Source organism: Streptomyces violaceusniger Tu 4113 (assembly GCF_000147815.2).
GTDB classification, from domain to species: Bacteria; Actinomycetota; Actinomycetes; order Streptomycetales; family Streptomycetaceae; genus Streptomyces; species Streptomyces violaceusniger_A.
The window spans coordinates 7048214-7071025 of the sequence record NC_015957.1; the positions used below are offsets into that span (position 1 = coordinate 7048214).

The following is a 22812-nucleotide window of genomic DNA, read 5'->3' on the forward strand; positions in this document are numbered from 1 at the left end:
GCTGTCGTCCGCGACACCGACGACCCGAAGATCGTCGCGGGCGCGGTGGAGGCGATGCTGCGCTACCTGACCATCGTCCACAACGGCCAGCGCCGCCTCGCGCTCGATGACATCGAGATCGGCGGCCAGGTCATCCGGGCCGGGGAAGGCGTCATCATCCCCGGCGCCACCGGCAATGGGGAACACGACGTCTTCCCCGACCCGGACCGGCTCGACGTCCGCCGCGACGCCCGCCGCCATATGACGTTCGGCTTCGGCGTCCACCAGCGCCTGGGCCAGCCCCTGGCCCGCCTGGAGCTCCAGGTCGTCTACCGCACCCTCTTCCGCCGCGTCCCGACCCTGCTCCGGGTGACCGCACTGGAGCGGATTCCGTTCAAGGACGACGGCGTGGTCTACGGCGTCTACGAACTGCCGGTGAGCTGGTAGCCGCAGCATCCTCGTCTCCTCCCGCATGGCGCGACGCCTCAGCGGCGGTCATGGCCTGGCCCTGGCGGTGCTGTGGGCAGCGTTGCTGAGCGCTCCGTACGGCCTCGCCCACGCCGGGAGCGCCCTCCTGGACCCCCGTGTGCTGTGGGTGGCCGCGGTGGTGGCGGTGGCATCCAGTGTACTGCCGTACTCGCTCAACCTGGAGGCGCTGCGCTCGCCTTGCACGCCGGGTTTCTCCTGCGGACCGCTGCCGCGGCCGGACCTGACGCCGATCCCCATATCGTGGCCATGATGACCGCGTTGGGCCTCGCCTCCCTGCGCTGGCTGCGAAAGCGGCTCTGAACCCACCGTCCCGGGTCAGGGCGAGGAGGTCAGGTCAGGTCAGGTCAGGTCAGGTCAGGTCAGGCAACTCTGTATCGCGCGGACATAGTTCTCGGACCGGTCGGAACCGATGATGCCCGGTGCCATCTTGTTCATCATGTAGCTGATGGTGGTGCGGGTGTCGAGGTCCATGACGATCAGCGAGCCGCCCCATCCTCCCCAGTAACAGGCCCGCCCCTGAGGCACATACGGCACTGACTCGCTCTCGGGAAGGGCGAAGCCGATACCCCATCGCAGGGGGATGTCGAGGATGAGATCGGTTCCGTGGCTCTGCTCGTCGAAGATGACCCCGATCGTGTCGGGCGACAGCAACCGAACGCCGTCGACGGTGCCGCCCAGCGCGAGAGCCTTGAGGATTCGGGCCACGGACCGTGCGTTCCCGTGGCCGTTGAGCGCGGGCAGGTCGGCGTGGCGCCAGGCCGGGGTGTTCGCGGATTCGGCATTGGACAGCGGTCCGACGAGGGTCTTGAACCTCGGGCCCTCACGGTCCAGAGCCGCCACGTCGAACGAGAGTGGGGGCGGTGGGATGATCGGTGCGATCCGACTCCAGTCCGCCTCGCTGGCTCCGATCTGGAAGTCGGCGCCGAGTGGTCCGGCGATCTCGTCGGCGACGAATGCCTTCATGGGCTTACCGGTCACCCGGCGCACCAGTTCGCCGACGAGGTGGCCCTGGTTCTGTGCGTGGTATCCCGACGCGGTTCCCGGTTCCCACCACGGCGCCTGGGTGGCGAGCCGCCGGGTGGCGAAGTCCCAGTCGTAGGTGTCCTCGGTGGTGAACGGCGTCTCCCAACCGGAGACGCCGGAGGTGTGACTGAGGAGGTGGCAGACCTCGATGTGCTCCTTGCCGTTCGCGGCGAAGTCCGGCCAGTACTTCGCGACCGGGGCGTAGGGATCGAGCTGCCCCCGGTCGACCAGCATCAGGGCCGCGAGGTTGCACACGGTCTTGGTCGTCGACCACACATTGGTGATGGTGTCGCGGCCCCAGAGCGTACGGTGCCCCGGATCGCACCAGCCACCCCAGATGTCGACGACGGTGTGCCCGTCGATATCCACCACCAGGCCGGCGCCCAACTCGTTACCGGACCGAATCTGCTCGGCGAGCGCCTCTCGCACGGGCGTGAATCGCGCGTCACAGCTTCCTTGCACGTCCACCACCGACCACCCTTCCTCGGCGAATGACTTGACGTCGGCCACAGCGCCAGGCGGTATCACCCAGCCGACGACTCCCCGTTCGGGGAACCTTCACACACCACCTTGAAATCAGACCCGGAGATGGCCGATATCGCATTTCGCGGAGCTGCGGGGTACTGATATTCAACAAGGACACGATCCCGTGCTCACACACAAGGACATGCCTTTCTTGCCATAGAGTGCCGCGTCAAGCATTCACAGAAGCGGAAGCGAGCACAAGAGAGAGGGGACCGGACTAATGCGTTCCCTAGTCGGAATAATTGGTCCCGTCGAGGGTCGAGGTGGCGCCGATGAAGTCGAGCAAGTCCTGGTTGACGTCATCGGCGTGGGTCATGAAGAGGCCGTGTCCCGCTCGGGGGTACTCCTTGTAGACGTTGTCCGGCACCAGCTTCGCCATCCGTCGGCCGCAGAGTCCGATGGGAGCGGAGGCATCGGCGTCGCCGTGGATGATCAGGGCCGGGACCTGGAGCGCGGCGGCCTCCTCGCGCAGATCGGTGGTGAACCCTGTCCTGACCACCTCGATGGCCGCCTTGGCCGAGCAGTCAAGGCATCTCCGCACCGTCCACTCCATGAGCTCGGTGGAGATCGTGTTGCCCAGATGCGTCGCGAAGAACGCTTGTGCGTTCTGGGCCATCCACTGCGGGCGGTCCTTGGACCGCCCCGCCAGCAGGGCGTCGAAGGCGTCCTGGTCGATCCCGTCCTGGTGGTCCGGTGCCCAGGCCATCAACGGCGCGGTGACCGACATCAGCACCACCCGGCTCACCCGCGCATAGCCGTGGCGCGTCAGGTAGCGGATCACCTCCCCACCGCCCATCGAGTGCGCCACCAGGGTCACTTCGCGGAGGTCGAGGCGTTCGAGCAGCGCCGCGAGATCATCGGCGAGGGTGTCGTAGTCGAAGCCGTGGCCGACCCAGTCCGAGCGGCCGTGCCCCCGCTTGTCGAAGGCGACACAGCGCAGGCCCGCCCCGGACAGCGGGAGCATCTGGAACTCCCATGAGCTGCTGCTGAGCCAGGCCCCGGCGACGAAGACCACCGGCTTGCCCTGTCCCCAGTCGGTGTAGAACAGGCTCGTTCCGTCGGAACCCTCGAAATGCGGCATGGTGGGCGGATCCTTCCTGGGCTTTCCTGGGCGACGAGGTGTCGTTGCGTTGCGGCAACTCTCGTCCAGCAGCTCCCGTCCGTCGATTACGCCGGAGGTAATGAGCGGCGCGAGCACACCCGGCAACGCGGCTCCCGCCACCGGCTGCGTCCCGTTACCGGCCGGTGGAAATAAATCCGAGCCGGAATCGAATAAATCCGGCCCCCATCGCCTTGTGGCCGCTGATGGTTACGTCCACGTTTGACTGGCCACCTGCCATAAAGAATGGCTCTTCGCTCAATCCGTCGCCCTCGACGGCGATCGAGTCTCCCTGGCGCCCATAGGAGCGACGTTGTCCCGCCGCGCCCCCAATTCGCTGTACGGGGACGGTCATGTGGCTGGAGACCCACTACGCGCCGTTCAGCGACCTGCTCCACACGCTGCGGACGGGCGAGCCCGCCGCGACGCACCACCTCGGCAAGCCCTTCTTCGACTGGGTGAACGAGAGCCCGGACCGCTCGCAGCAGTTCAGCAACGCGATGGCCTCGTTCACCACCGGACTTCGCATCGGCCTGTTCGGCGACTACCCATGTCCCGATGGCGAGCTCGGCACCCCGGCCAAGGGCCGGGAGGCTGTCCCGCTCGACGCCTCCCGGCCGATGGATGTGCCGTCGGGGCTGCCCGGTGTGGCCGGTCAGGGCAGGATCTGGACGTACCCGTCGGTTCCGTGCACGCGGATCCGCTGTCCGTCCCGGATCAGCCGGGTGGCCCGCTCCACGCCCACGACGGCCGGCAAGCCGTACTCCCGGGCGATCACCGCGCCATGGGTCATCAGGCCGCCCACCTCCGTCACCAGGCCCGCGATTCCGACGAACAGCGGCGACCAGCTCGGGTCCGTGAAGGCCGTGACCAGGATGTCGCCCGCTTCGAGATCGGCCTCCGCCATGTCAAGGATGACGCGGGCCCGTCCTTCGATGGTCCCGGCGGAAACCGGCAGCCCGATCAGGGCGCCTACCGGCGCGTCGTCGCGCCGGTACGCCCCGGTGACGGCCTCACCATCCGAGGTGAGCACCCGGGGCGGGGTGAGCGCGTGGTACGACCGGAACGCGTCCTTGCGCTGCTGGATGAGCCGGTCATCCACCCGGTGCGAGCGCACGACGTCGTGGAGTTCCTGGAACGTGAGGTAGAAGATGTCCTCCTGCTCAGGGAGCACGCCTGCCCGCACGAGGCGCTCGGCCTCCGCCAGCAAGGCTCGCTTGTAGACGAAGTAGCGGCTGATGATGCCGTACTTCGGGTACTCCCGGTACCCGATGAAGGTTCGGACCCGGTCGATCATCCGCTTGGTCTCGTCCGCTTTCCGGTCCCCGTCCGGCAGGGCCCGCAAGCGGGACAGCACGTCCTGTTCCTTCTTCTCCGCCTTCTGCCGCCCTTGCTCGAAGCGCCGCTCGGCGGCGCCCGGCTCGAAGTTCCTGACGTTGTCGAGGATCACGGGCACGAGCGTGGTGGGGCGCTCGCGCCACCGTGGCCGCGTGATGTCGATCTCGCCGACACAGCGCATGCCGTACCGGTCGAGGTAGGACTCGATGGCGTCGCGCGCCTCGGCCCCGCCCACGAGCTTCGCCAGCTCGTCCAGGAAGGCATCGTCCTCGACGCACTCCACGCCCCGCAGGAACGCCACCACCTCCGGATGCGGGCGGATCACATCCGCCACATCGAGCAGCGCCAGTCCCATTTCCGACGTGACATTGTCGGGGGCGGACAGCGTGAGCGTGTCAGCCGCGTTCTTCTCGCCCAGCCACTCCCGCAGCGTGTCATTGAGCCACCAGGTGGCCTCCATCCCCGCCATGATCGCCTGCATGCTCAGCGGATCGCTGAGGACGCGCTTGTGCTCCTCGAAGGTCTCCAGCAGGAAGTCGAACAGCGCCGGTCCGGTCCTCGTCCGGATATCGCGCTCCAGGGCGGCGATGGACGTCCGGCTGCGCTCGATCAGCTCGGTGACGATGGCCGGATCGGTCTCGATCGGGGCGGACGCGCCACGCGCCGGGGGCCCTCCGAGACCCGCGTCCGGGAGCGACCGGACGAAATCGTCGCGGTCGAGGACGGTCTCCAGAGCGTCCCTGATCAGCGGATCGCCTCTCCCCACGACGTCCAGGAGGGCGGCGCGGCTCGCGGGCGAGGCCAGGCGCCGGGTGGCGTCGACGAACAGCCTTCCGCCGGCCTCGTGCATCGGCGCCATGGCCGTGAGCTGCCACACGGAGATCCCCAGAGGCCGCATGGGGTCGGTCATCATCTGCTGATGGCCCACGGAGAGGTAGACGTGATTCTCCTGGTCGCCGGTCTCGGGGATGGGGAAGAGGGTCGTGATCGGCCGGCTCTGCACGATCTGGAAGCCATCGTCGGCCAGACACCATTCGATGTCCTGCGGGCGGCCGAAGTGTGCTTCGATCCGCCGCCCGAGCTCCACGAGCCGTACGGCCTGCGCATCCGTCAGCGCCGGCTGCTCCTGCCGCCGCGAGTCGATCGGCACTTCCCGCGTACCGCCGGCGGGCAGGGGCTGAACGGCACGCTGCTTGGCGGAGATCGTCCTGGCGACGACTTCGCCGTGTCGCACCGTGAAGACGTCCGGGTTCACCAGGCCGGAGACCAGGGCCTCGCCGAGCCCGAAGCCGGCGTCCACGGTGGCCACCTTCCGGTTGCCCGTGACGGGGTCGGCCGTGAACAGGATGCCGGCCGCATGCGGGAAGACCATCTGCTGCACGACCACGGCCATGTGGACCGTACGGTGGTCGATGCCGTTCCGGTGACGGTAGGTCACGGCCCGCTCGGTGAACAGCGAGGCCCAGCACCGGCTGATGTGCTGGAGGATCGCCGTCGGCCCCACGACGTTCAGGTATGTGTCCTGCTGACCGGCGAAGGAGGCCGTCGGCAGGTCCTCCGCCGTCGCGCTGGATCGGACGGCGCAGGCGGCTTGTTCGCCGAGCCGGCCGACCGCGCGGGTGATCTCCGCCGCGAGATCGCCCGGGATGGCGATCCCTTCGACGGTCCGGCGAATCCGCGCGCTGAGCGTGCGGATCGCCTCCCGGTCGTCCGGGTCCACGCGCGACAACTGATCGAGGTGATCGTCGATCGACGGCGCTTCCGCCATGATCCGCCGGAAGGCGTCCGTCGTCACGCAAAAGCCACCCGGCACCCGGATACCTTCGATCCGCGACAGCCCGCCCAGGTGCGCGCCCTTGCCGCCGACGATCGTGACCTGCGTCTCGGCAACCTCTTGAAGATCCAAGACATACTGCTCACTCATCGCGAGACCGCCGAGACCGCCGAGACCACCGAGACCACCGAGACCTCCGAGGCAGCCGTGCTCCGTTGCACCGCGGGCCGGTCCCACCACTGGTTCGACGTCATCGCGTCCCCCATACGTCGACAACAACACACGTACGTCGTGCCCCCATTTCCGCAGGTTGTGGCATCGGCCGACGATTCTGCGCCGTGACCCGGGGCTTGCGGCAAGCCCCCCGGCGCGCTATACGTTGAAAGTGGCAAGGAGAGATTGTTTCTCCTTGCCTTTGCCTTTGCCTTTGCCGTCCATGGGAAGCGACAGGCTTCTCCCCGAAGCGGTGGCACGCCGCGTAGACGGTCGCCGTAGCTCATATAGGCCGACGCCCAGGGTTTCCCGGCAAGGGCGCGATTCTGGGCCGCCCGCGGCCCAACGGCCATGTCCTCAAGGTCACCGGAGCCCCGTCGGCCGGCTTCGCGGACGTCGCCCGCAGGAATGCCCACACCTGGGCCCTCCCGGCGGTGAACTCATGACCGCCCGCCCGGGTTTCGAGGCCCTGGCTCCCTTCTTCCGGATCGTCGCGGAGGGGCTGAGCGGGCTGGTCGACGGCGAGGACTTCTGCAACACGCTGGCCGAGGACACCGTCTTCGAGTACGTCATCTCCGTCCCCAGCTACCCACGGCGCATCGTGGGCCGGGAAGCCGTCGCGGAGCTCTACCGCGGCTATGGGGAAACGATGGTCCTGCACGGCTCCGACGAACTGGCGGTCCACCGGGACCGTGAAGCGTGATCGTCGTCCTCGAATACGCGGTCCACGGTCAAGCGGTCAGCGCGCGGCTACCTCGACTCGGTCGCCGTGTTCGACGCCGTCGGCCGGCCGACTCACCGCGAGTGAAAGCCGGAAGGTCCGGCGCCGTCCGCCGCGGGCGGCGCCGCATGGCGCAGTCGTGCCGGGTCGGCCCGGGTCAGGGCCGTCGGCGCGGCCAGCTGCCGGCCGGTCTCGTACGCCTCGGCGAAGCGCTCGTCTCCGAGCGCGGCCCGGCCGCGGCTGGTCAGCGTGCGGACCTGCGGATCGGTACGGTCGTGGGCACCCCGCAGGCGGGCCGCCGCGCCGAGCAGAACGGCCACGTCGAGGTAGCGCCCGTACAGCGCGGCAAGGCCGGCCACGAGCACCGCGACCATCGCCACGACCGGCATGTCCTTGCTGTCGACCGCCGCCGCGTACGCCCGGCCCAGCGCCTCCTCGGCGCCCGGCCCGTCGCCGAGTTCGAGACAGAGCGCGCCCCGCACCGCGCCGACCAACCCCTGCCCGTGGCCGCCGCCGAACGGGAACCGCACGGACAGCTCGGCCTCGGCCGACTCGACCAGCTCACGCGCCCGATCCAAGTCCCCGATCCCTACCCACAGGCCGGCCTCCCGCGCGTCGAGGAGAATCGCCATCTCGGGCGACGCCGAGCGCAGCGCGCGCTCCCGGGTCGCGGCGATCATCTCGGTCGCCCGTGCGGTCTCGCCGAACCGCACCTGCAGATCGATCCATCGCAGGTCGATGAAGATCTCGTCGCTGAGGCTGAGCGACCCGAACTCGCGGGCCAGCCGTTTCGCCTCGGTCAGGTCGGCCAGCGCGCCGTCGAGATCGCCGTCGTACTGCCGCAGCAGCGCGCGCAGCGGCAGCGCCCTGGCCAGGCCCCAGCGGTCGCCCGCCCGGGCGAAGCACTCCAGGGCGGCGGTCACATCGCCGCGGACCGGATCGAGGCGGCCCTCGGCCTCGGCGGACTGGGCCCGGAACATGTGGGCCAGTCCGGCCAGCCACACGTCCGGTCCGTCGACCAGCCGCTGGATGATCGTCGGCGACGCTCCGATCTCCTCCAGGGAGGCCAGCCCGGCCGCGGTCACAGCGCCGCCAATGCCGCCAATGCCGCCGGTGCCGCCAAAGCCACCAAAGCCGCCGAAGCCCGGCGACTCCGGCCGGCTCAGCAGCCGCTCGGTGAGCGCCCACAGCTCCTCGCGCCGCTCCCTGATCGAACCGAGGGCCGGCGCGCCCGGGATGGCGATGGTGTGGAGCAGCAGCATCCCCTCGGCGATGTCGCGCTCCGCACTCGGCCGCTCGGCCGGCAACGCGACCGCCTCGCCGAGCCAGTAGACCGCGTCGGAGTGGCGGCCGAGCATCTGCCAGTACCAGATCAGGTTCACCGCGAGCCCGATCGCGCCGTCGGCGCCGCCGGAGTCGCCCCTATCGCAGAGGCGGCGCAGGGCGGCGAGCACGTTGTCGTACTCGGCGCGCAGCACATGGAGCGCGTCCAGCTGCCCAGGACCGCGCAACAGCGGGTCCTGGCGGGCGACCAGCTCGGCGAAGTGGCGGGCCGCCAGGTCCCGCACGCCGGTCAGGGTGCCCCGCTCGGCCAGGCTCTCCAGGCCGTACTCGCGGATCGTCTCCAGCATCCGGTACCGGCCGGTGTCCGGCGCGAGTTGCAGCAACGACCGGTCGACCAGGCCCGCGAGCAGCTCCCGGATCTCGTCGGCCGGCACCGCGGTACCGGCACAGACCGCGGTGGCCGAGGCCGGCGTGACGCCGCCGGGCAGCACCGCGATCCGCTCCGCGACCGTACGCGCGTCCGCGTCGAGCAGGTCCCAGCTCCACGCGATGACCGCCCGCAGCGTGCGGTGGCGCGGGAAGGCGGTCCGATTGCCGGTGGTGAGCAGGCGGAACCGGTTGGACAGCCCGGCGGCCAGATCGGCCAGCGCGAGCGTTCGCAGGCGGGCCGCGGCCAGTTCGAGCGCGAGCGGCATGCCGTCCAGGCCGCGGACGATGCGCAGCACCTCGCCGAGGTTGGACGCGTCGACGTCGAACCCGGGCCGCACGGCCGCCGCCCGCTCGGTGAACAGGCGCACCGACGCCGTACGACGAGCCTGCCCGACGTCCGCGTCGGGCTCGGGCAGGGTGAGCGGGCCGAGCGGGACCAGCCCCTCGCCGTCGATCGCCAGCGGCTCCCGGCTAGTGGCCAGCACCCGCAGCCCGGCGCAGCGGGCCAGCAGCGCCGAGATCAGGTGCGCCACGGCGTCGATCAGATGCTCGCAGTTGTCGACCAGCAGCAGGCTCTCCCGGCCGGCGAGCTGGTCGACGAGTACGTCCGACTCCTCGCCCTCGACCCTCATCCGGGCCTCGAACATCGCGCCGCCGCGCAGCCCGATCGCGGCCAGCAGCGCCGCGCCCACCTTGGCCGGCTCGGTGACCGAGGCGAGGTCGATCAACCAGGTGCCGTCGCGGTACGCGTGGCGGCGACGGCGGGCAGCCTCGATGGCGAGGCGCGTCTTACCGGCGCCGCCGGGACCGAGCACGGTGACCAGGCGCCCGGCGGCGAGCAGCGTGTCGATCCGGGCGAGGTCGTCGTCACGCCCGATGAAACTGGTCAGCGGCGCGGGCAGGTTGGCCGGACTGGTCTGCTTGGCGGGGCTCGTCCGCTCGGCCGGACTGGTCGGCGCGGTGTCGGCGGCCGGGGCGGGCCGCTCGGCGCGCAGCAGGCGCAGATGGCGCTCCTGCAGGGCAGCGCCGGGGTCGGTGCCGAGGACGTCGGCCAGGGTTGCGCGGATCCGCTCGTACCGGGCCAGGGCCTCGGCCTGGCGGCCCTGGGCGGCGAGCGCGTCCATGAGCAGCGCGGCCGCCCGTTCGTGAACGGGGTGCTCGGCGAGCAAGGCGGTCAGGCGGGCGGCGGCCTCGTCGGCATGACCCAGGGAGAGCTCGGCCTCGGCGAGGTCGGCGACGGCCTCGACCGAGGCGTGGGCCAACCGGGTCGCGGCGGCGGGCGCGACCGCGGCGACGGCCGTGGGCTCGGCTCCGGGGTGGTCGTCCCATAGCGCCACGGCCTCGCCGAGCACGGCCGCCGCGGCATTCGGGTCGCCGGCCCGCAGGCGGGCACGGCCGTCGGCGGCGAGTTGCTCGAACCGCAGCGCGTCCACGTCGGCCGCGTCCACGTCCAGCCGGTAGCCACCCGCGACCTGCGCGACGGCGTCGGCCGAGCCGAGGGTCCGGCGCAGCCGCGAGACGAGGGTCTGCAGGGCGTGGGCGGGGCCGGCCGGCAGGTCCTCGGCCCAGATCGCGTCGATCAGGACGCCCTGCTCGACCGCGCGCCCACCGGCGAGCGCCAGCCGTACGACCAGACCCCGCGACCGGGCACCAGGAACGGGCAGGGCGGCGCCACCGCGCGACACCCGAAAGGCGCCGAGCAGCGTGACGCGAAGCGCACTCCCGTCCATCCCCCGATCTTCGCGCACGCGCCCTCGGATCCCCGCATCAGGGCAGTGCCCGCATCAGGGCGGCGCCTACATCAGGCCAGCGCCCGACGTTCGCCGTCCACGCCCGCACCGGATACGTGAACGCGGCGCCGAGACGGTGCGGGACCGTGCGGGACGGCAGTGTCAGCGCCACGTGCCCCCGTGTCAGCGCCGTGTGTGCCCCGTGTGAGCGGCCCGCGTCAGTCTTCCCGTGCCTGAAGACCACAGGCTTCGGAAGGTGAGTTCTGTCGTGCATGACGTAGTGATCGTGGGCGCCGGCCCGGTCGGTCTGTTCCTCGCCTGCGAGCTCGGCCTCGCGGGCTGCTCGGTCCTGGTGCTCGAACGGGAGCCGGAGCCCGGCTCCCCGTGGCGGGCGGAGCCGCTCGGGATGCGGGGCCTGTCCGCCGCTTCGGTCGAGGCGTTCTACCGCCGCGGGATGCTGCACCCGCTGCTGACGGCCTCGGGCGTCCACGACGATCCCGGCGCGGACGCCGACACCGACGAGCCGTCACCCCCGCGCGCCGCGGGCCACTTCGCCGGGATGGTGCTCGATCCGGCCAAGATCGACGTCGCCGCCCTGCCGTTCCGGCTTCCCAGCCCGGCACCGGAGGGCGTGCTGACGCACCTCGAAGCGGTCGAGGCGGTGCTGTCCGAGCGGGCGTCCAAGCTCGGCGTGGACATCAGGCGCGGCGTCACGGTCTCAGCCATCGCCCAGGACGAGGAGAGCGTGGTCGCGCAAGCGGGCGAGCATGAGTATCCGGCGCGCTGGCTCGTCGGCTGCGATGGCGGACGCAGTGCGGTGCGCGGGCTCGCGGGCTTCGCATTCGTCGGCACCGAGCCGCAGTTCACCGGCTACACCCTGCACGCCGCCATCGCCGATCCCGAGAAGCTGCGCCCCGGGTTCAACCTGACGCCGACCGGCATGTACATCCGGATGCCCGCGGAAGGGCACATCGGCATGACGGACTTCGACGGTGGCGCCTTCGACCGCTCGCAGCCGCCGACGCGCGACCATCTCCAGACCGTTCTGCGCCGAGTGTCCGGCACCGACGTGACACTGAGCGCCATCCATCTCGCCTCGACTTTCACCGATCGGGCGATGCAGACGACGACCTACCGGGCGGGCCGCGTCCTGCTCGCGGGCGACGCCGCTCATATCCACTCCCCCCTCGGCGGGCAGGGGCTCAACACCGGCCTCGGCGACGCCATGAATCTGGGATGGAAGCTCGCGGCGACCGTGCACGGGCACGCGCCGGACGGGCTGCTCGACACCTACACCCACGAGCGCCATCCGATCGGCGCGGCGGTGCTCGACTGGTCGCGCGCCCAGGTGGCGGCCATGCGGCCGGACCCGCATGGCCAGGCGATCCAAGCGGTGGTCCGCGACCTGCTCGGGACCCGTGACGGAACGACCTATGTGTTCCAGAAGGTGTCGGGATCGTCGGTCCGCTACGACCTCGGCAGCGAGCATCCACTCGTCGGCCGCAACGCCCCGGACCTCCGCCTTCAGGACGGCACACGTCTCGGCGACCTGATGCGGGACGGACAAGGCGTCGTGCTCGATTTCACCGTCGACCGATGCCTGCACGGCTCAGCGATGGGCTGGGAGAGCCGGCTGCGGTACGTGGCCGGGCCGGCGAGAAACGACCTCGGGTCAGGCGCCGTGCTCGTCCGGCCAGACGGCGTCGTTGCCTGGGCAGGTGATCGCCACCCCGACCGTGCGGCGTTCGAGCGGGCCGCGGTCCCATGGTTCGGCAGCCCGGTGGCCTGATACGGCTCCCCCGTTGCCTTCTCGCTGTGCCGTCGAAGATGGCGTGCGGGGGTCACTGGGAGACGGTGGCGGCAGGCGGGGTCCACCGGTGAGTGCGGGGCACCGTGCCGGGGATGCCGTAGTCCTTCCTGAGCTGTTCGGGGATGGCGTAGTGCATCACGCGTCCGCGGGTGAGGGAGGACAGTTCGAGGATGGTGGTGAGGTGGCCGAGGCGGTCCAGCGCCCAGGCCCCGAGCGGGGAGCGGTCCTCGATGGTCTCCAGTACGCCGAGGAGGTGGGGCACGGCCTTGACGACGGTGTCCCATGGGGTGCGCGGCACCTGGAGCCAGTCGGCGCAGGTGTCCCCGACGAGGTGGCGGATGAGTGCGGAGACGATCGGGTCGAAGAAGGTCCCGGGCACGACCTCCTCGTAGAGGTCGATGAGCTGCCGGGTGAGCTGCGCGCCTTCCTCGGACGGCCCCATGTGCCGGACCATGTACAGGTCGAGGAACCGGCGGGCGTCGTCAAGGGTCGTGGGGACGGCGTCCTGGTCGACGCCGAGCATGGCACCGACCACGCGCCAGGCGTAGTAGTACGCCTCCGCGCCGTCCGTCGACATGTGGATGCCGAGGCGGTGCAGGCTGTCCAGGACCAGCAGGGAGAAGAACATCTGCCCGCCGATCATGTCCTCCTGGCAGATCGGCGTCCCGAGCGCGTCGGTGTCCCAGCGGTTCTCCCGCTTCAGGTGGTGGCGGATGGAGGCATGCAGGAGGCGCACCTTCTGGGCGGCGGGGATGAAGCGGCTGCCGGCCTCGAAGGCGCCGGGCTGCATCAGGTAGACGGTGAACTGGCCGGTCTCCGCCATCCGTTTGGAGGGGTACTTCAGCCCGTGGGTGGCCGACAGCAGCTTCGCCACCCGCGGGACGACGTAGCACGCGGGCATGGAGACGAAGGACAGCGCGGTGGAGATGTGCACGTTGTTGTCGATGAAGAACAGCCGGGCCTTCTCCATCTCCCCCCAGTCCACCCAGGAGGGCGGGGCGCTGGTGGCCCGAAGGTACTCCCGGGCGACGTCGGGCAGCCCGTCCGGCAAGGGAGCGCCGACGGTGGAGACATAACGCATCAGGGTGTTGAACGTGCCCACCTCCCCGCGCTCGAAGAGGGCGGCGACGGTGGCGTCGGCGAGTTCGTCACCGGCCTGCCGCAGGGCGTCCATCGATGCCTCGGTGTAGGTCATGACAGGACTCCTTGTCATTGACGGGTCGTCCACGACAGGCGGGGGCGGTGGCCGGGACGGCACGTAACTCCCGCCTGTGCGGGGGTCAGGACAGGCGGAGCGCCGCCGAACGCGCCAGCGCGGTCAGGGCAGCGGCGGCGTGCGGGGGTGTGTCCAGCTCGTGCAGAGCGTCGAGGGCCTCCTCGACCCGCGCGGTGATCATGGCCTCGATACGGTCCGGGGCCTTCAGCCGGCACATCACCTCGCGGACCGCGTCCAGGCCATCCGCGTCCAGATCACGTCGGCCGAGGAGGGCGCTCAACTGCTCGCGCTCGCCGTCGCCGGCGATGCGCCAGGTCTCCGCCAGCAGGGCCGTGGGCCGGTGGCCGCGCACATCGTCGGCGTTGGCCTTGCCCGTGCGTTCCGGGTCGCCGAACAGGCCGAGCAGGTCGTCCCGGAGCTGGAACGCCTCGCCCAGCGGCAGCCCGTACGCGGAGTAGCCCTCGCGCAGCCGCTGCCCGGCCCCGGCGAGGGCTCCGCCGATCAACAGGGGCTGCTCGACGGTGTACTTGGCGGTCTTGTACCGGATCACCTTCAGCGACGCCGTGGTGTCCGGATCGGCCCCCGTGCGCAGGATCTCCAGGCACTCCCCCGCGATCAGCTCGCGGGCCAGCAGCGACCACAGCGGGCGGGCCCGTGCGAGGTACGCGGCGGGCAGACCGCTGGTGGCGAACATCTGCCCGGCCAGCGACATCAGCAGATCGCCCACCAGCATCGCCAACGACCTGGCGGCGGCGACGGCACGCGGCCGACGGCGCACGGCAGCGCGCAGGGCGATATGCGCCGTGGGCCTGCCATGCCGCAGCGGACTGTCGTCGATGAGATCGTCATGCACCACCGCGGCGGCATGCACCAGCTCCATCGAGGCCGCAGCCCGCACGAGCGCGTCGCTGTCCGGCTGCCCCACCGCGCGCCAGCCCCAGTAGCAGAACGCCGCCCGCAGCCGCTTGCCGTCCGCGACCGCCGCCTCCAACTGCCCGGCCACCGGGCCCAGGGCCGGGTCGATCGCCGACAACTGCTCGGCCTCCAGGCCGATGAAGCGGTGCAGCACCTCGTCCACGCGGGTCTTGAACGCGGCCGGCCCCCACTGGTCGGACCCCTGCCGGTCAGACATCGCCGGTGGCCCGCCGAGCCAGCGCCTGCCGGGCGAGAATCTCCAGGTGGGCCGGGGGGACGGCCGCGGTACGCCGGTCCAGCGCCAGGCGCCCGCGTGCCATCAGATCGTGCTCGGCCTCCGCCGCCAGCTCCGCGCCGTCCGAGCGGCGCAGCAACCCCCGCGCCGTCGCCAGCACCGAACCCAGCGTGCTCACCGCCAGATCGGCCAGCCCGGCGGCCAGCAGCACCGCCCGCTCGTCCAGTCCCCCGCGTCGTCCCGCGTCTTGCGCCATCCCATCCCCCACCCTCAGCACGTCCGGGCGGCGCCGGTCATACGCCGTGCTGGCCAGCGTGGCAGCGCACCGGGCATATGAAGGGAAAAACTCACGATCGAGTGACGACATCGCTCGTCTGTGCGGGTTGCTCTTCCCGCGGGGGTCGGGCGACCACGGCCCAGCGGACCCGCCTAGCCGCGGGAGCTGCTGATCCGTTCGGGCTGGATCACATAGGTCACCCGGACTTGATCACGGCCGCCGAACCAGGAGTACGGGCACGGGGTCCTCCAGGGGGCGGTTCGGTGGGGTGCTGGGGCCACGGTAACCACGGCGGGGAGCCCGGCCCTCCCCGCCCCCGAGCTGCGGCTCCCCGAAGCACCTGACCGGCGTCGGGACCGGGGCCGGCCGCAGGAAGCCGACCCCGGCGGCCGGGGCCCGTCAGGGGGCGATCCCCACACCGTCGATCCGGCTCCACGCCCGCTCCTGCGCCGCGGTCATGGCGGGCCAGCCGAACCCGCCCGGTCGGGGACGGACCCGCGAGGCGTAGGGCGAGGGGTGGAAGGCGGAGTCGTAGAAGCAACCGCTGCCGTAGATGTCGTCGAAGGCGCCGCAGGATGCCGCGATCGAGGACGGGGTCGGCTTACGGCCGGAGCGCACCCAAGTGTCCAGCGCGGAGATGGAGTTGGCGTACTCAGAGTCGCTCAGCGCACTGTGCTCGGTCTCCTTCGTGAACGTCTGGACGAGGTTTCCGCCCCGGCCGGCACCCCGGAGAGTGGCGCGGTAGGCCGCCTCGTGCTCCACGAAGGCCGTCGGGTCGTCGATCGCGTGCAGGGTGAGGACCGGAAGGGAGACCCTGCCGGTGAGATCGCTGTCGTAGGAGAGGTCACGGCGGGCGGTGGGATCGGCCGAGAACCGCTCGACCCCTGCGTTGAGCGCCTTGTCGTCGTGTGAACCCGAATACCACACACCCCGGTTGCCGAACGGGTTACGGCCGCCGAGCCGGTTCCACACGATGTCCCGGAAGGTGAAGGTCGAGAACTGCAGATGCGATTCGAGTGAGCGCTCCGGGATGCGGGTGACGGCGAGGATGTCGTCGAGGTTGCGCTGCTGCGTCGCGGTCCGGTCCGCGGGGTCGGACGCGTAGCCGGTGCACTCCTGCAGACGGGCGCGGAGCCCGGCGTTCGTCAGGGTGGAGTCCGGGCGCAGCCCCTGCCACAGGGGGTATTGCGGCTCGGTCGGCCGGGGGTGGTTGCGGCAGTAGTACTGGTAGACCACCCGCAGGTCGACGCGGTAGTCGTAGCCGCGCGAGCCACCGCCGAGGACACCGCTGGTCAGCAGCGCCCCGTCGTAGGCCCCGGGCTGTGCGCCGTAGGTTTCCGCGACCTTCGCGGCGACGTCGCCGCCCCAGGACTGGCCGTGGACATAGGTCCGCTTCGGCTTGCCGAACCGGGCGAGGAACAGGCGGCGTACGTTCTCGGTGTCGGCGGCGGCCATCCGGGTTCCGTAGCCACCACGGCGGTAGGAGGAGCCGGCCCAGGCGTATCCCTGGTCGACCATCACCGCCCAGCGCTCCAGGTCGTCGGTGCTGCGGGACGGATCGGAGGAGTCGCCGAGGTCGGGTCCGCCGTGTGCGTGCACGACGAGGGATCCGTTCCAGTGCGTGGGCACCGCGATCGCGTAGTACGCCCCGTTGGTGTCCTGGCCGGTGTAGCACTTCGCCTTCCCGGCCAGCTTGGCCGGGCAGGTGGCGGCCGCGGGCCGGGGGGTCTGGGCGTGGCCGGCGGGTGCGTTGCCGAGCATGCCGAGGGACACGGCCGCGAGCACGGCCGCCAGTACCGCTGGACGGCGTCGGCGGTGTGAAGCCCACCAGGAGACATGCGTGGGCGCGTCAGATGTGTTCAAGGAGTGGCTCCTATCGTGCTCCGCGCGAAGCTGCGCTGCGCACGGGGATGCTAAGAACCGCCGGGGGCGAGCGCCATCCCGTCGATCATTGCGTTCATATTGTTCGCCGGAAACCGCCGGAAACCGCGGGGAACCGCCGGGAACCGCCGGGAACCGCCGGGAACCGCCGGGAACGCCAACGGCGGCGGCGGGCGGTCAGGAGGACGCGCGGACCACGAGGCGTGGCTCGATCACCGTCTCGCCCGTTCCGGCGCCGGTCATCTGCGCGGCGACCTGCCGCACGGCGGCCCGGCCGAGGAGTTCCTTGTCGACCGTCAGGGTGGTCAGCGGTGGGTCCACGAGCCGGCTCAGCGTCAGCCCGTCGCAGCCGACGAACGCGCAGTCCTCCGGCACCCGCACCCCGCGGTCGCGGGCGCGGCGCATGGCACCGATGGCGATCAGGTCGTTGTACGCGAGCACGGCCGTCGCGCCGAAGCCGGTGTCCAGCACATCGTCCATGGCCGCCGCCCCGCCGTCGAGGGAGTTGGCCGCCGGGAACACCCAGCTCTCGTCCGCGGGCAGCCCCAGTTCGGCCGCGGTCCCGAGGAAGAGCGAGTGCCGGGTGCCGCGGTCGCCCGCGTCGGGGCGCCCGCGGTCGTCGAGCATCGCGATCCGGCGGTGGCCGCGCTCGGCGAGGTGGCCGACCACCTGGCGCATTCCGCTGGCGAAGTCGATCCGCCCCCCGCTCACCGCCGGTGGCCGGTGCTCGTTGTCCAGCAGTACGAAGGGCATTCCGGAGCGCCGGATGAGCTCGATGGCGCCGGGATCCAGCAGAAAGGCGATACACGCGTCCACGTGGTTCACCACGGTCTCCGCCACCGCGGTCTCGCGTTCCAGGGCGGATCCGGTGCTGTAGACGGCAACCTGCCAGCCGCGCTCGTCGGCCGCCGCCAGCACGCCGGAGACCACCTCGGGAAAGAAGGGGTTGAGCACATCCGCGATGACCAGCCCCAGCGTGGTGAGCCCCGGGCCGACCATGCCACGGGCGAACCGGCTGGGCCGGTAGCCCATGGACTGGGCCACCAGGAGCACCCGCTGCCGGGTGGCGGGATCGATCTCCGGTTTGTCGTTGACCGCGCGGGACACGGTCTGCCGGGACACCCCGGCCGAGCGAGCCACGTCGTCGATGGTGATACGGCGCGACCTGCCGTTCGCGGGCATGGTCCCCACCCCTCTCCGCACCCGCGGACGTGGCACTCGGGCGCGCTCATGGATGCGGTCCCCGATCCACTCCCGCCTTGATAATCACCGCGGCGCCCCTGGACGTCAACGGATCGCCACCGCCTAACACCCCACCGCCGCACGCATATTGACACGGCGGCCGGGTGGGCCGGACAGTGCTCCGTGAGCGCTCACGGGAACGTTCACGGAGGACAGGATATGCCCACGCCGAGGATCCCGCTCCGCCCCTTCCGCATCTCTGCCGCCCGCACCACACATGCCGTCCGCGCCACCCGCTCGCGGTGGCGCGCTGTGTGCGCGGCGGTCGTACTCGCCCTGGCCATCGGTCTCCTCGCCGCCCCCGCCAAGGCCGAGGTCCAGCACCCCCGGCAGGAGTGGCTGCGCCAGTCCACCGCCGGGCTCTTCCTGCACTGGGGCATGTTCACCCACCCCCGGCACCGCGACTGCGCCGAGTGGGAGCGCGATGTCACCAAGGGCGGCTGGAGCGCCGACTACTGGGTGGACGAGGCGCGCAAGCTCGGCGCCTCGTACATCGTGCTGGCGACCTTCCACAGCAGGCTGGGCTACGCCCGCCCCTGGCCGTCGAAGATTCCGGGAAGCTGTGCCACCGAGCGCGATCTGCTCGGCGAATTGGTGGCCGCCGGTAAGGCCAAGGGCGTGCACATCGTCCTCTATATGACCGACGACCCGCAGTGGCACAACGCGGACGGCGTCGAAGCGCTGGATTCGGCCGCCTACTCGGCGTACAAGGGCGAGCAGATCGACCTCACCACGCGCCAAGGCTTTGGCAGGTACAGCTACGACCTGTTCCTCGAGGCCATGGAGAAGTACCCGGACCTGTCGGGGTTCTGGATCGACAACGACAACGAGTACTGGGAGGAGCACGGCCTCTACGAGAAGATCCGCGAGCGCCGGCCCGACTGGCTGCTGAGCAACAACAACGAAGACACGCCGATCATGGACACGGTCAGCAATGAGCAGAAGACCGGCATGACCCCGGCGTACGACTACCCCGCCGCCGTGAGCGTTCCCATGCCCCGGCTGACCGAGGCCGACTACAAGCTGCCGACCACCGGCGACTGGTGGTACGACGGCGGTGACCACGAGGTCGACGCCCGGCTCAGCACCGGCCGTTACATCACGAACGCGGGCTCCTCCATCAAGTCGCTCATGGCCGAGACGCCCATGGTGAACGGCAAACTCCCGAGCCAGCAGGAGGAGTTCAACGATGTCATGGGGAACTGGGTCGAGCCCATCAAGGAGTCGGTGCACGGCGTCGAGGGCGGCGGCTATATGTACGGCGGCATGCAACCCGGGTTCTGGAACGACGGCGCCCACGGCGTGGTCACCGTGGGCCGGGGCGAGAACGGCGACCGGACCCAGTACGTCCACGTGGTCACCCCGCCCCGCACCGACATGGTGCGGCTGGGCGACAACGGCTACACGGTGCGCCGGGTCACCAACCTCCGCACCGGCGAGAAGATGCGCTTCAGCCAGTCCGGCGGCCATCTGTCCATCCTCGGCGCCCACGACTGGGATCCGTACGACACCGTCTTCAGGGTCGAGACCGACGGCCGCCGGCCCTTCTATCCGCAGTCCGGTATCGGCGCCACCGCCACCTCCGCGCGGACCGGCCACCCGGCGGCCGGCCTGGCCGACGGCGACTACGAGACCTACTGGGACAGTGACGGCAAGCTGCCCGTCTCCGTCACCCTCGACCTCGGCGCGCGCAAGCACACCACGGCGCTGGCGGTGAACCAGCGCGAGTGGTCGCCGACGCACGCCCGGTCGTCCTTCGGGCGCCCCGAGGACTCCGCACGCATCAAGGACTACCGCGTCTACGCCAGCGGCGACGGCAAGCGCTGGACGCAGGTGCGCTCCGGCACCCTGCCCAGCGCCCGCGGGGTGCGGACCATCGACATCGGTGGCCGGGACGCCCGCTATCTGAAGCTGGAGGTGCGCAGCCTGTGGGGCGGCCCGCAGGCGCCGGAGTTCTCCAACCAGTTGCGCATCGACGAGATCCAGGTGGCCTACGGCCGCTCGAAGACCACCCGCACCGAGCTGCCGCTGGAGGCCGAGGCCCGGCAGAACGCGTCGTCGGGCGCGGTCCACTCCGTGGCATGCGGCGCCTGCTCGGGCGGCCGGCGGGTGGACGGCCTCGGTGGCGGGGCCCGCAACTCCGTGACGTACCGTGACGTCCGCGCCCCCGAAAGCGGCGACTACCGGCTCCAGTTGGACCACACCGCGAAGGCCGCCTCCTCACTGTCCGTGAGCGTCAACGGCGCGGCACCGGTCGAGGTCCCCGTCGTCGCGGGCAGCCCCGAGGTGCCGGAGAGCACGGCGGTGTCCGCGCCGCTCAAGGCGGGCGCCAACACGGTGAAGGTCTTCAGCACCGGGCGCCGCGGCCCCGGGCTGGACCGGATCGCGGTCGCCCCGCTGCCCCCGGCCTCGTACACGCCCAAGACCACGCTCACCGTCCAGCCCCACGGTCTGCAGTGGGTCGGGCCCGGCCAGCGGTCCCTCACCGTCACGGCGGCTCTCCGGCTCGACGCCGACGAGCAGCTCGACGGCATCAGCCTCGCTCCCCGGCTGCCGGCCGGCTGGACCGCGGACGGCGGCCCGGTCACGGCCCGGTCGCTGCGGCTCGGCCAAACGGTGCGGGGCACCTGGACGCTGACCTCCCCGCCCGGCCAGGACGCGGGTTCGGCCGATATCCCCGTCACGGCGGACTTCGGGCTGCTCGGCCGGCAGAAGTCGGCCTCGGACCAGGTCAAGGTGCGGCCACTGCCCGCCGACCGGATCTGGGCACGCGAGGCGGAGGACTCGGCCAACCAGTTCGGCAGCACGGGCCTCACCAACTGCGGGCCCTGCTCCGGGGCCGAGAAGGTGCGCAACATCGGCGGCAGCGAGCAGGCGGCCATGGTCTTCCCCGATGTCGTCGTCCCCGACGGCGGGCAGCACACGCTCCACCTCGACTACACGGTCAACGGCACCCGCTCGTTCCAGGTGAGCGTCAACGGCGGCCCGGCGACCAAGGTGACCGTGACCGACACCGGGAACACCACCCCGCGCACGGCCTCCATCCCGGTCACCCTCAAATCCGGCGCCAACACCATCAAGATCTCCAACGACACCGAGTCCGCCCCCGACCTCGACCGGCTCTCCCTCGGCCGGACCACCTGAGGAGCCAGGCGATGCATCCGAGACCTTCCCGCCGCTCGGCGCTGCGCACCGGCGGTCTGCTGGCGGCAGGCGCGCTGCTCCCCCAGTTGCCCGCCGGGCAGGCGTACGCGGCCACGTCGCACACCGGCGCGGCCACCGACTACACCGGGGCGTGGCGCGCGGTGCCGGGGATCCTGGACCGGATCAGGCCGCCCGCCTTCCCCCGCCGGAGCTTCCGGATCACCGACTACGGCGCGGTCGGCGACGGGCGGACGATGAACACCGCGGCGTTCCGGGCCACCATCGCCGCCTGCCACCGGGCGGGCGGCGGCCAGGTCGTCGTCCCCGAGGGCCGTTTCCTCACCGGCGCGATCCATCTGCGCAGCCGGGTGAACCTGCATGTCACCGCGGGCGCCACCATCGCCTTCAGCCCGGATCCACGCGACTTCCTGCCGGTGGTGCTCACCCGCTGGGAGGGCACCGAGTGCTACAACTACTCGCCCTTCATCTACGCGTACGGCGCGCGGGACGTCGCGGTCACCGGGCCCGGCACCCTCGACGGGCAGGCGCGGCTCGGCCCGTGGGAGAGCTGGTACCGCGACAGCGGACCGCAGGGGGCCGATCAGAAGCTGCTGCGTGAGATGGGCTCCACGGGAGCGCCGGTGGCCAGGCGCGTCTTCGGTGACGGCCACTGTCTGCGGCCGAAGATGGTGCAGTTCTACCGCTGCCGCAACGTCCTGGTCAGCGACCTGACCATCGTCGACCCGCCGATGTGGACCGTGCATCCGGTGCTCTCCAGCAACGTCACCGTGCGCGGTGTCACCGTGGACAGCACGCTCTACAACACCGATGGCTGCGACCCGGAGTGCTGCTCGGATGTGCTCATCACCGGCTGCCGCTTCAACACCAACGACGACTGCGTGGCCGTCAAGTCCGGCCGGGACGAGGACGGCCACCGCGTCGGCGTGCCGAGCAGGAACATCGTCGTGCGCGACTGCCAGTTCTCCGGCCGCTGGGGCGGGATGACCGTCGGCAGCGAGATGTCCGGCGGGGTGCGCGACATCTTCGCCGAGAACTGCGAGATCAACCCACCGGACTTCCCCGGCCGCTACCCCGTCAAGCACGCGCTGTACGTCAAGGCGAACAAGAAGCGCGGCGGCTTCATCGACGGTGTGCACATCCGGAACTTCACCGGACAGGACGTGGAGCGCGACATCGCGTTCGTGACCATGGCCTACAACGGCGGCGAGGACGGGACCCTGCCGGTGTCCGTGCGAAACATCCATATGGACCGTATGGCTATCGACGGCGCCCAGACCGTGCTGCGGCTGGTCGGCCTGGACACCGACCATCTGCGCGGTGTGCGCCTCTCCCGCTCCACCTTCACCGGCATCCTCAACCCCGACAGCATCGCCTGCACCGACGACCTGACCTTCCGGCGGGTCATCGTCAACGGCCAGGAGATGCCACCCCTGCCACACCCCTGATCGGCGCGCGGTCGGGGCCGGC

15 protein-coding genes and 1 pseudogene are annotated in these 22812 nt (G+C 71.0%); 6 read left to right on the forward strand and 10 right to left on the reverse strand.

Annotated elements, in window-relative coordinates; all coding sequences use genetic code 11:
• Positions 1-426, forward strand: a pseudogene (locus STRVI_RS28695) (cytochrome P450); the annotation flags it as partial.
• 25 nt (positions 427-451) lie between these two features.
• Positions 452-718, forward strand: coding sequence for a hypothetical protein (locus STRVI_RS28700; RefSeq protein ID WP_043236670.1), 267 nt, complete (start codon positions 452-454; stop codon positions 716-718).
• Between the two features lie 104 nt (positions 719-822).
• Here STRVI_RS28700 and STRVI_RS28705 read toward each other — a convergent pair whose 3' ends face one another.
• From STRVI_RS28705 to rph, 4 genes are all read right to left on the reverse strand, one after another.
• Complete coding sequence (locus STRVI_RS28705; RefSeq protein ID WP_251982757.1) at positions 823-2001, reverse strand: serine hydrolase domain-containing protein; 1179 nt, start codon at positions 1999-2001, stop codon at positions 823-825.
• Between the two features lie 244 nt (positions 2002-2245).
• Entirely contained in the window at positions 2246-3097 is an 852-nt protein-coding gene (locus tag STRVI_RS28710) for an alpha/beta fold hydrolase (RefSeq protein WP_014059128.1), read from the reverse strand.
• A 388-nt stretch (positions 3098-3485) separates the two neighbouring features.
• On the reverse strand, positions 3486-3629 hold the full coding sequence (locus STRVI_RS52950; protein WP_167543230.1) for a hypothetical protein: 144 nt from the start codon (positions 3627-3629) through the stop codon (positions 3486-3488).
• A gap of 141 nt (positions 3630-3770) precedes the next feature.
• On the reverse strand, positions 3771-6377 hold the full coding sequence (gene rph, locus STRVI_RS28715; RefSeq protein ID WP_014059129.1) for a rifamycin-inactivating phosphotransferase: 2607 nt from the start codon (positions 6375-6377) through the stop codon (positions 3771-3773).
• 505 nt (positions 6378-6882) lie between these two features.
• On the opposite strand from rph, the gene STRVI_RS28720 reads away from it, so the two are divergent.
• The gene (locus STRVI_RS28720; RefSeq protein WP_014059130.1) at positions 6883-7143 is read left to right on the forward strand and encodes a hypothetical protein; all 261 of its coding nucleotides are present in this window, start codon (positions 6883-6885) and stop codon (positions 7141-7143) included.
• 92 nt (positions 7144-7235) lie between these two features.
• On the opposite strand, the gene STRVI_RS28725 is transcribed toward STRVI_RS28720, so the two are convergent.
• Complete coding sequence (locus STRVI_RS28725) at positions 7236-10604, reverse strand: BTAD domain-containing putative transcriptional regulator (RefSeq protein ID WP_014059131.1); 3369 nt, start codon at positions 10602-10604, stop codon at positions 7236-7238.
• A 268-nt stretch (positions 10605-10872) separates the two neighbouring features.
• Between STRVI_RS28725 and STRVI_RS28730 the strand changes: the two genes are divergently transcribed.
• Positions 10873-12393, forward strand: a complete 1521-nt coding sequence (locus tag STRVI_RS28730; RefSeq protein WP_014059132.1) for an FAD-dependent oxidoreductase — start codon at positions 10873-10875, stop codon at positions 12391-12393.
• A gap of 52 nt (positions 12394-12445) precedes the next feature.
• Here the strand turns inward: STRVI_RS28730 and STRVI_RS28735 are convergent, their stop codons facing one another.
• The 5 genes from STRVI_RS28735 to STRVI_RS28755 all read right to left on the reverse strand — a co-directional run bounded on the left by STRVI_RS28735 (position 12446) and on the right by STRVI_RS28755 (position 18120).
• Entirely contained in the window at positions 12446-13609 is a 1164-nt protein-coding gene (locus STRVI_RS28735; protein ID WP_014059133.1) for an oxygenase MpaB family protein, read from the reverse strand.
• A gap of 85 nt (positions 13610-13694) precedes the next feature.
• Complete coding sequence (locus STRVI_RS28740; RefSeq protein WP_014059134.1) at positions 13695-14762, reverse strand: polyprenyl synthetase family protein; 1068 nt, start codon at positions 14760-14762, stop codon at positions 13695-13697.
• On the reverse strand, positions 14755-15036 hold the full coding sequence (locus STRVI_RS28745; RefSeq protein WP_014059135.1) for a hypothetical protein: 282 nt from the start codon (positions 15034-15036) through the stop codon (positions 14755-14757). Before STRVI_RS28745 ends, STRVI_RS28740 begins: the two co-directional genes overlap by 8 nt.
• Positions 15037-15456: 420 nt before the next feature.
• Entirely contained in the window at positions 15457-16818 is a 1362-nt protein-coding gene (locus tag STRVI_RS28750; RefSeq protein WP_251982954.1) for a hypothetical protein, read from the reverse strand.
• Between the two features lie 297 nt (positions 16819-17115).
• Positions 17116-18120, reverse strand: a complete 1005-nt coding sequence (locus STRVI_RS28755) for a LacI family DNA-binding transcriptional regulator (RefSeq protein WP_014059137.1) — start codon at positions 18118-18120, stop codon at positions 17116-17118.
• Between the two features lie 219 nt (positions 18121-18339).
• Here STRVI_RS28755 and STRVI_RS28760 point away from each other — a divergent pair, with 219 nt between their 5' ends.
• Both STRVI_RS28760 and STRVI_RS28765 read left to right on the forward strand, forming a co-directional pair.
• A complete protein-coding gene (locus STRVI_RS28760) occupies positions 18340-21324 on the forward strand; it encodes an alpha-L-fucosidase (protein WP_014059138.1) in 2985 nt (994 codons plus the stop codon).
• Positions 21325-21335: 11 nt separating this feature from the next.
• Entirely contained in the window at positions 21336-22790 is a 1455-nt protein-coding gene (locus STRVI_RS28765; RefSeq protein ID WP_014059139.1) for a glycoside hydrolase family 28 protein, read from the forward strand.
• Positions 22791-22812: the final 22 nt, after the last annotated feature.

Coding starts and splice junctions, on each gene's coding strand:
- STRVI_RS28765 (WP_014059139.1), top strand. CDS start 21,336: ATGCATCCGAGACCTTCCCGCCGCTCGGCGCTGCGCACCGGCGGTCTG.
- STRVI_RS28700 (WP_043236670.1), top strand. CDS start 452: ATGGCGCGACGCCTCAGCGGCGGTCATGGCCTGGCCCTGGCGGTGCTG.
- STRVI_RS28760 (WP_014059138.1), top strand. CDS start 18,340: ATGCCCACGCCGAGGATCCCGCTCCGCCCCTTCCGCATCTCTGCCGCC.
- STRVI_RS28710 (WP_014059128.1), bottom strand. CDS start 3,097: ATGCCGCATTTCGAGGGTTCCGACGGAACGAGCCTGTTCTACACCGAC.
- STRVI_RS28745 (WP_014059135.1), bottom strand. CDS start 15,036: ATGGCGCAAGACGCGGGACGACGCGGGGGACTGGACGAGCGGGCGGTG.
- STRVI_RS28740 (WP_014059134.1), bottom strand. CDS start 14,762: ATGTCTGACCGGCAGGGGTCCGACCAGTGGGGGCCGGCCGCGTTCAAG.
- STRVI_RS28750 (WP_251982954.1), bottom strand. CDS start 16,818: ATGCTCGGCAACGCACCCGCCGGCCACGCCCAGACCCCCCGGCCCGCG.
- STRVI_RS28755 (WP_014059137.1), bottom strand. CDS start 18,120: ATGCCCGCGAACGGCAGGTCGCGCCGTATCACCATCGACGACGTGGCT.
- STRVI_RS28720 (WP_014059130.1), top strand. CDS start 6,883: ATGACCGCCCGCCCGGGTTTCGAGGCCCTGGCTCCCTTCTTCCGGATC.
- rph (WP_014059129.1), bottom strand. CDS start 6,377: ATGAGTGAGCAGTATGTCTTGGATCTTCAAGAGGTTGCCGAGACGCAG.
- STRVI_RS28725 (WP_014059131.1), bottom strand. CDS start 10,604: ATGGACGGGAGTGCGCTTCGCGTCACGCTGCTCGGCGCCTTTCGGGTG.
- STRVI_RS28735 (WP_014059133.1), bottom strand. CDS start 13,609: ATGACCTACACCGAGGCATCGATGGACGCCCTGCGGCAGGCCGGTGAC.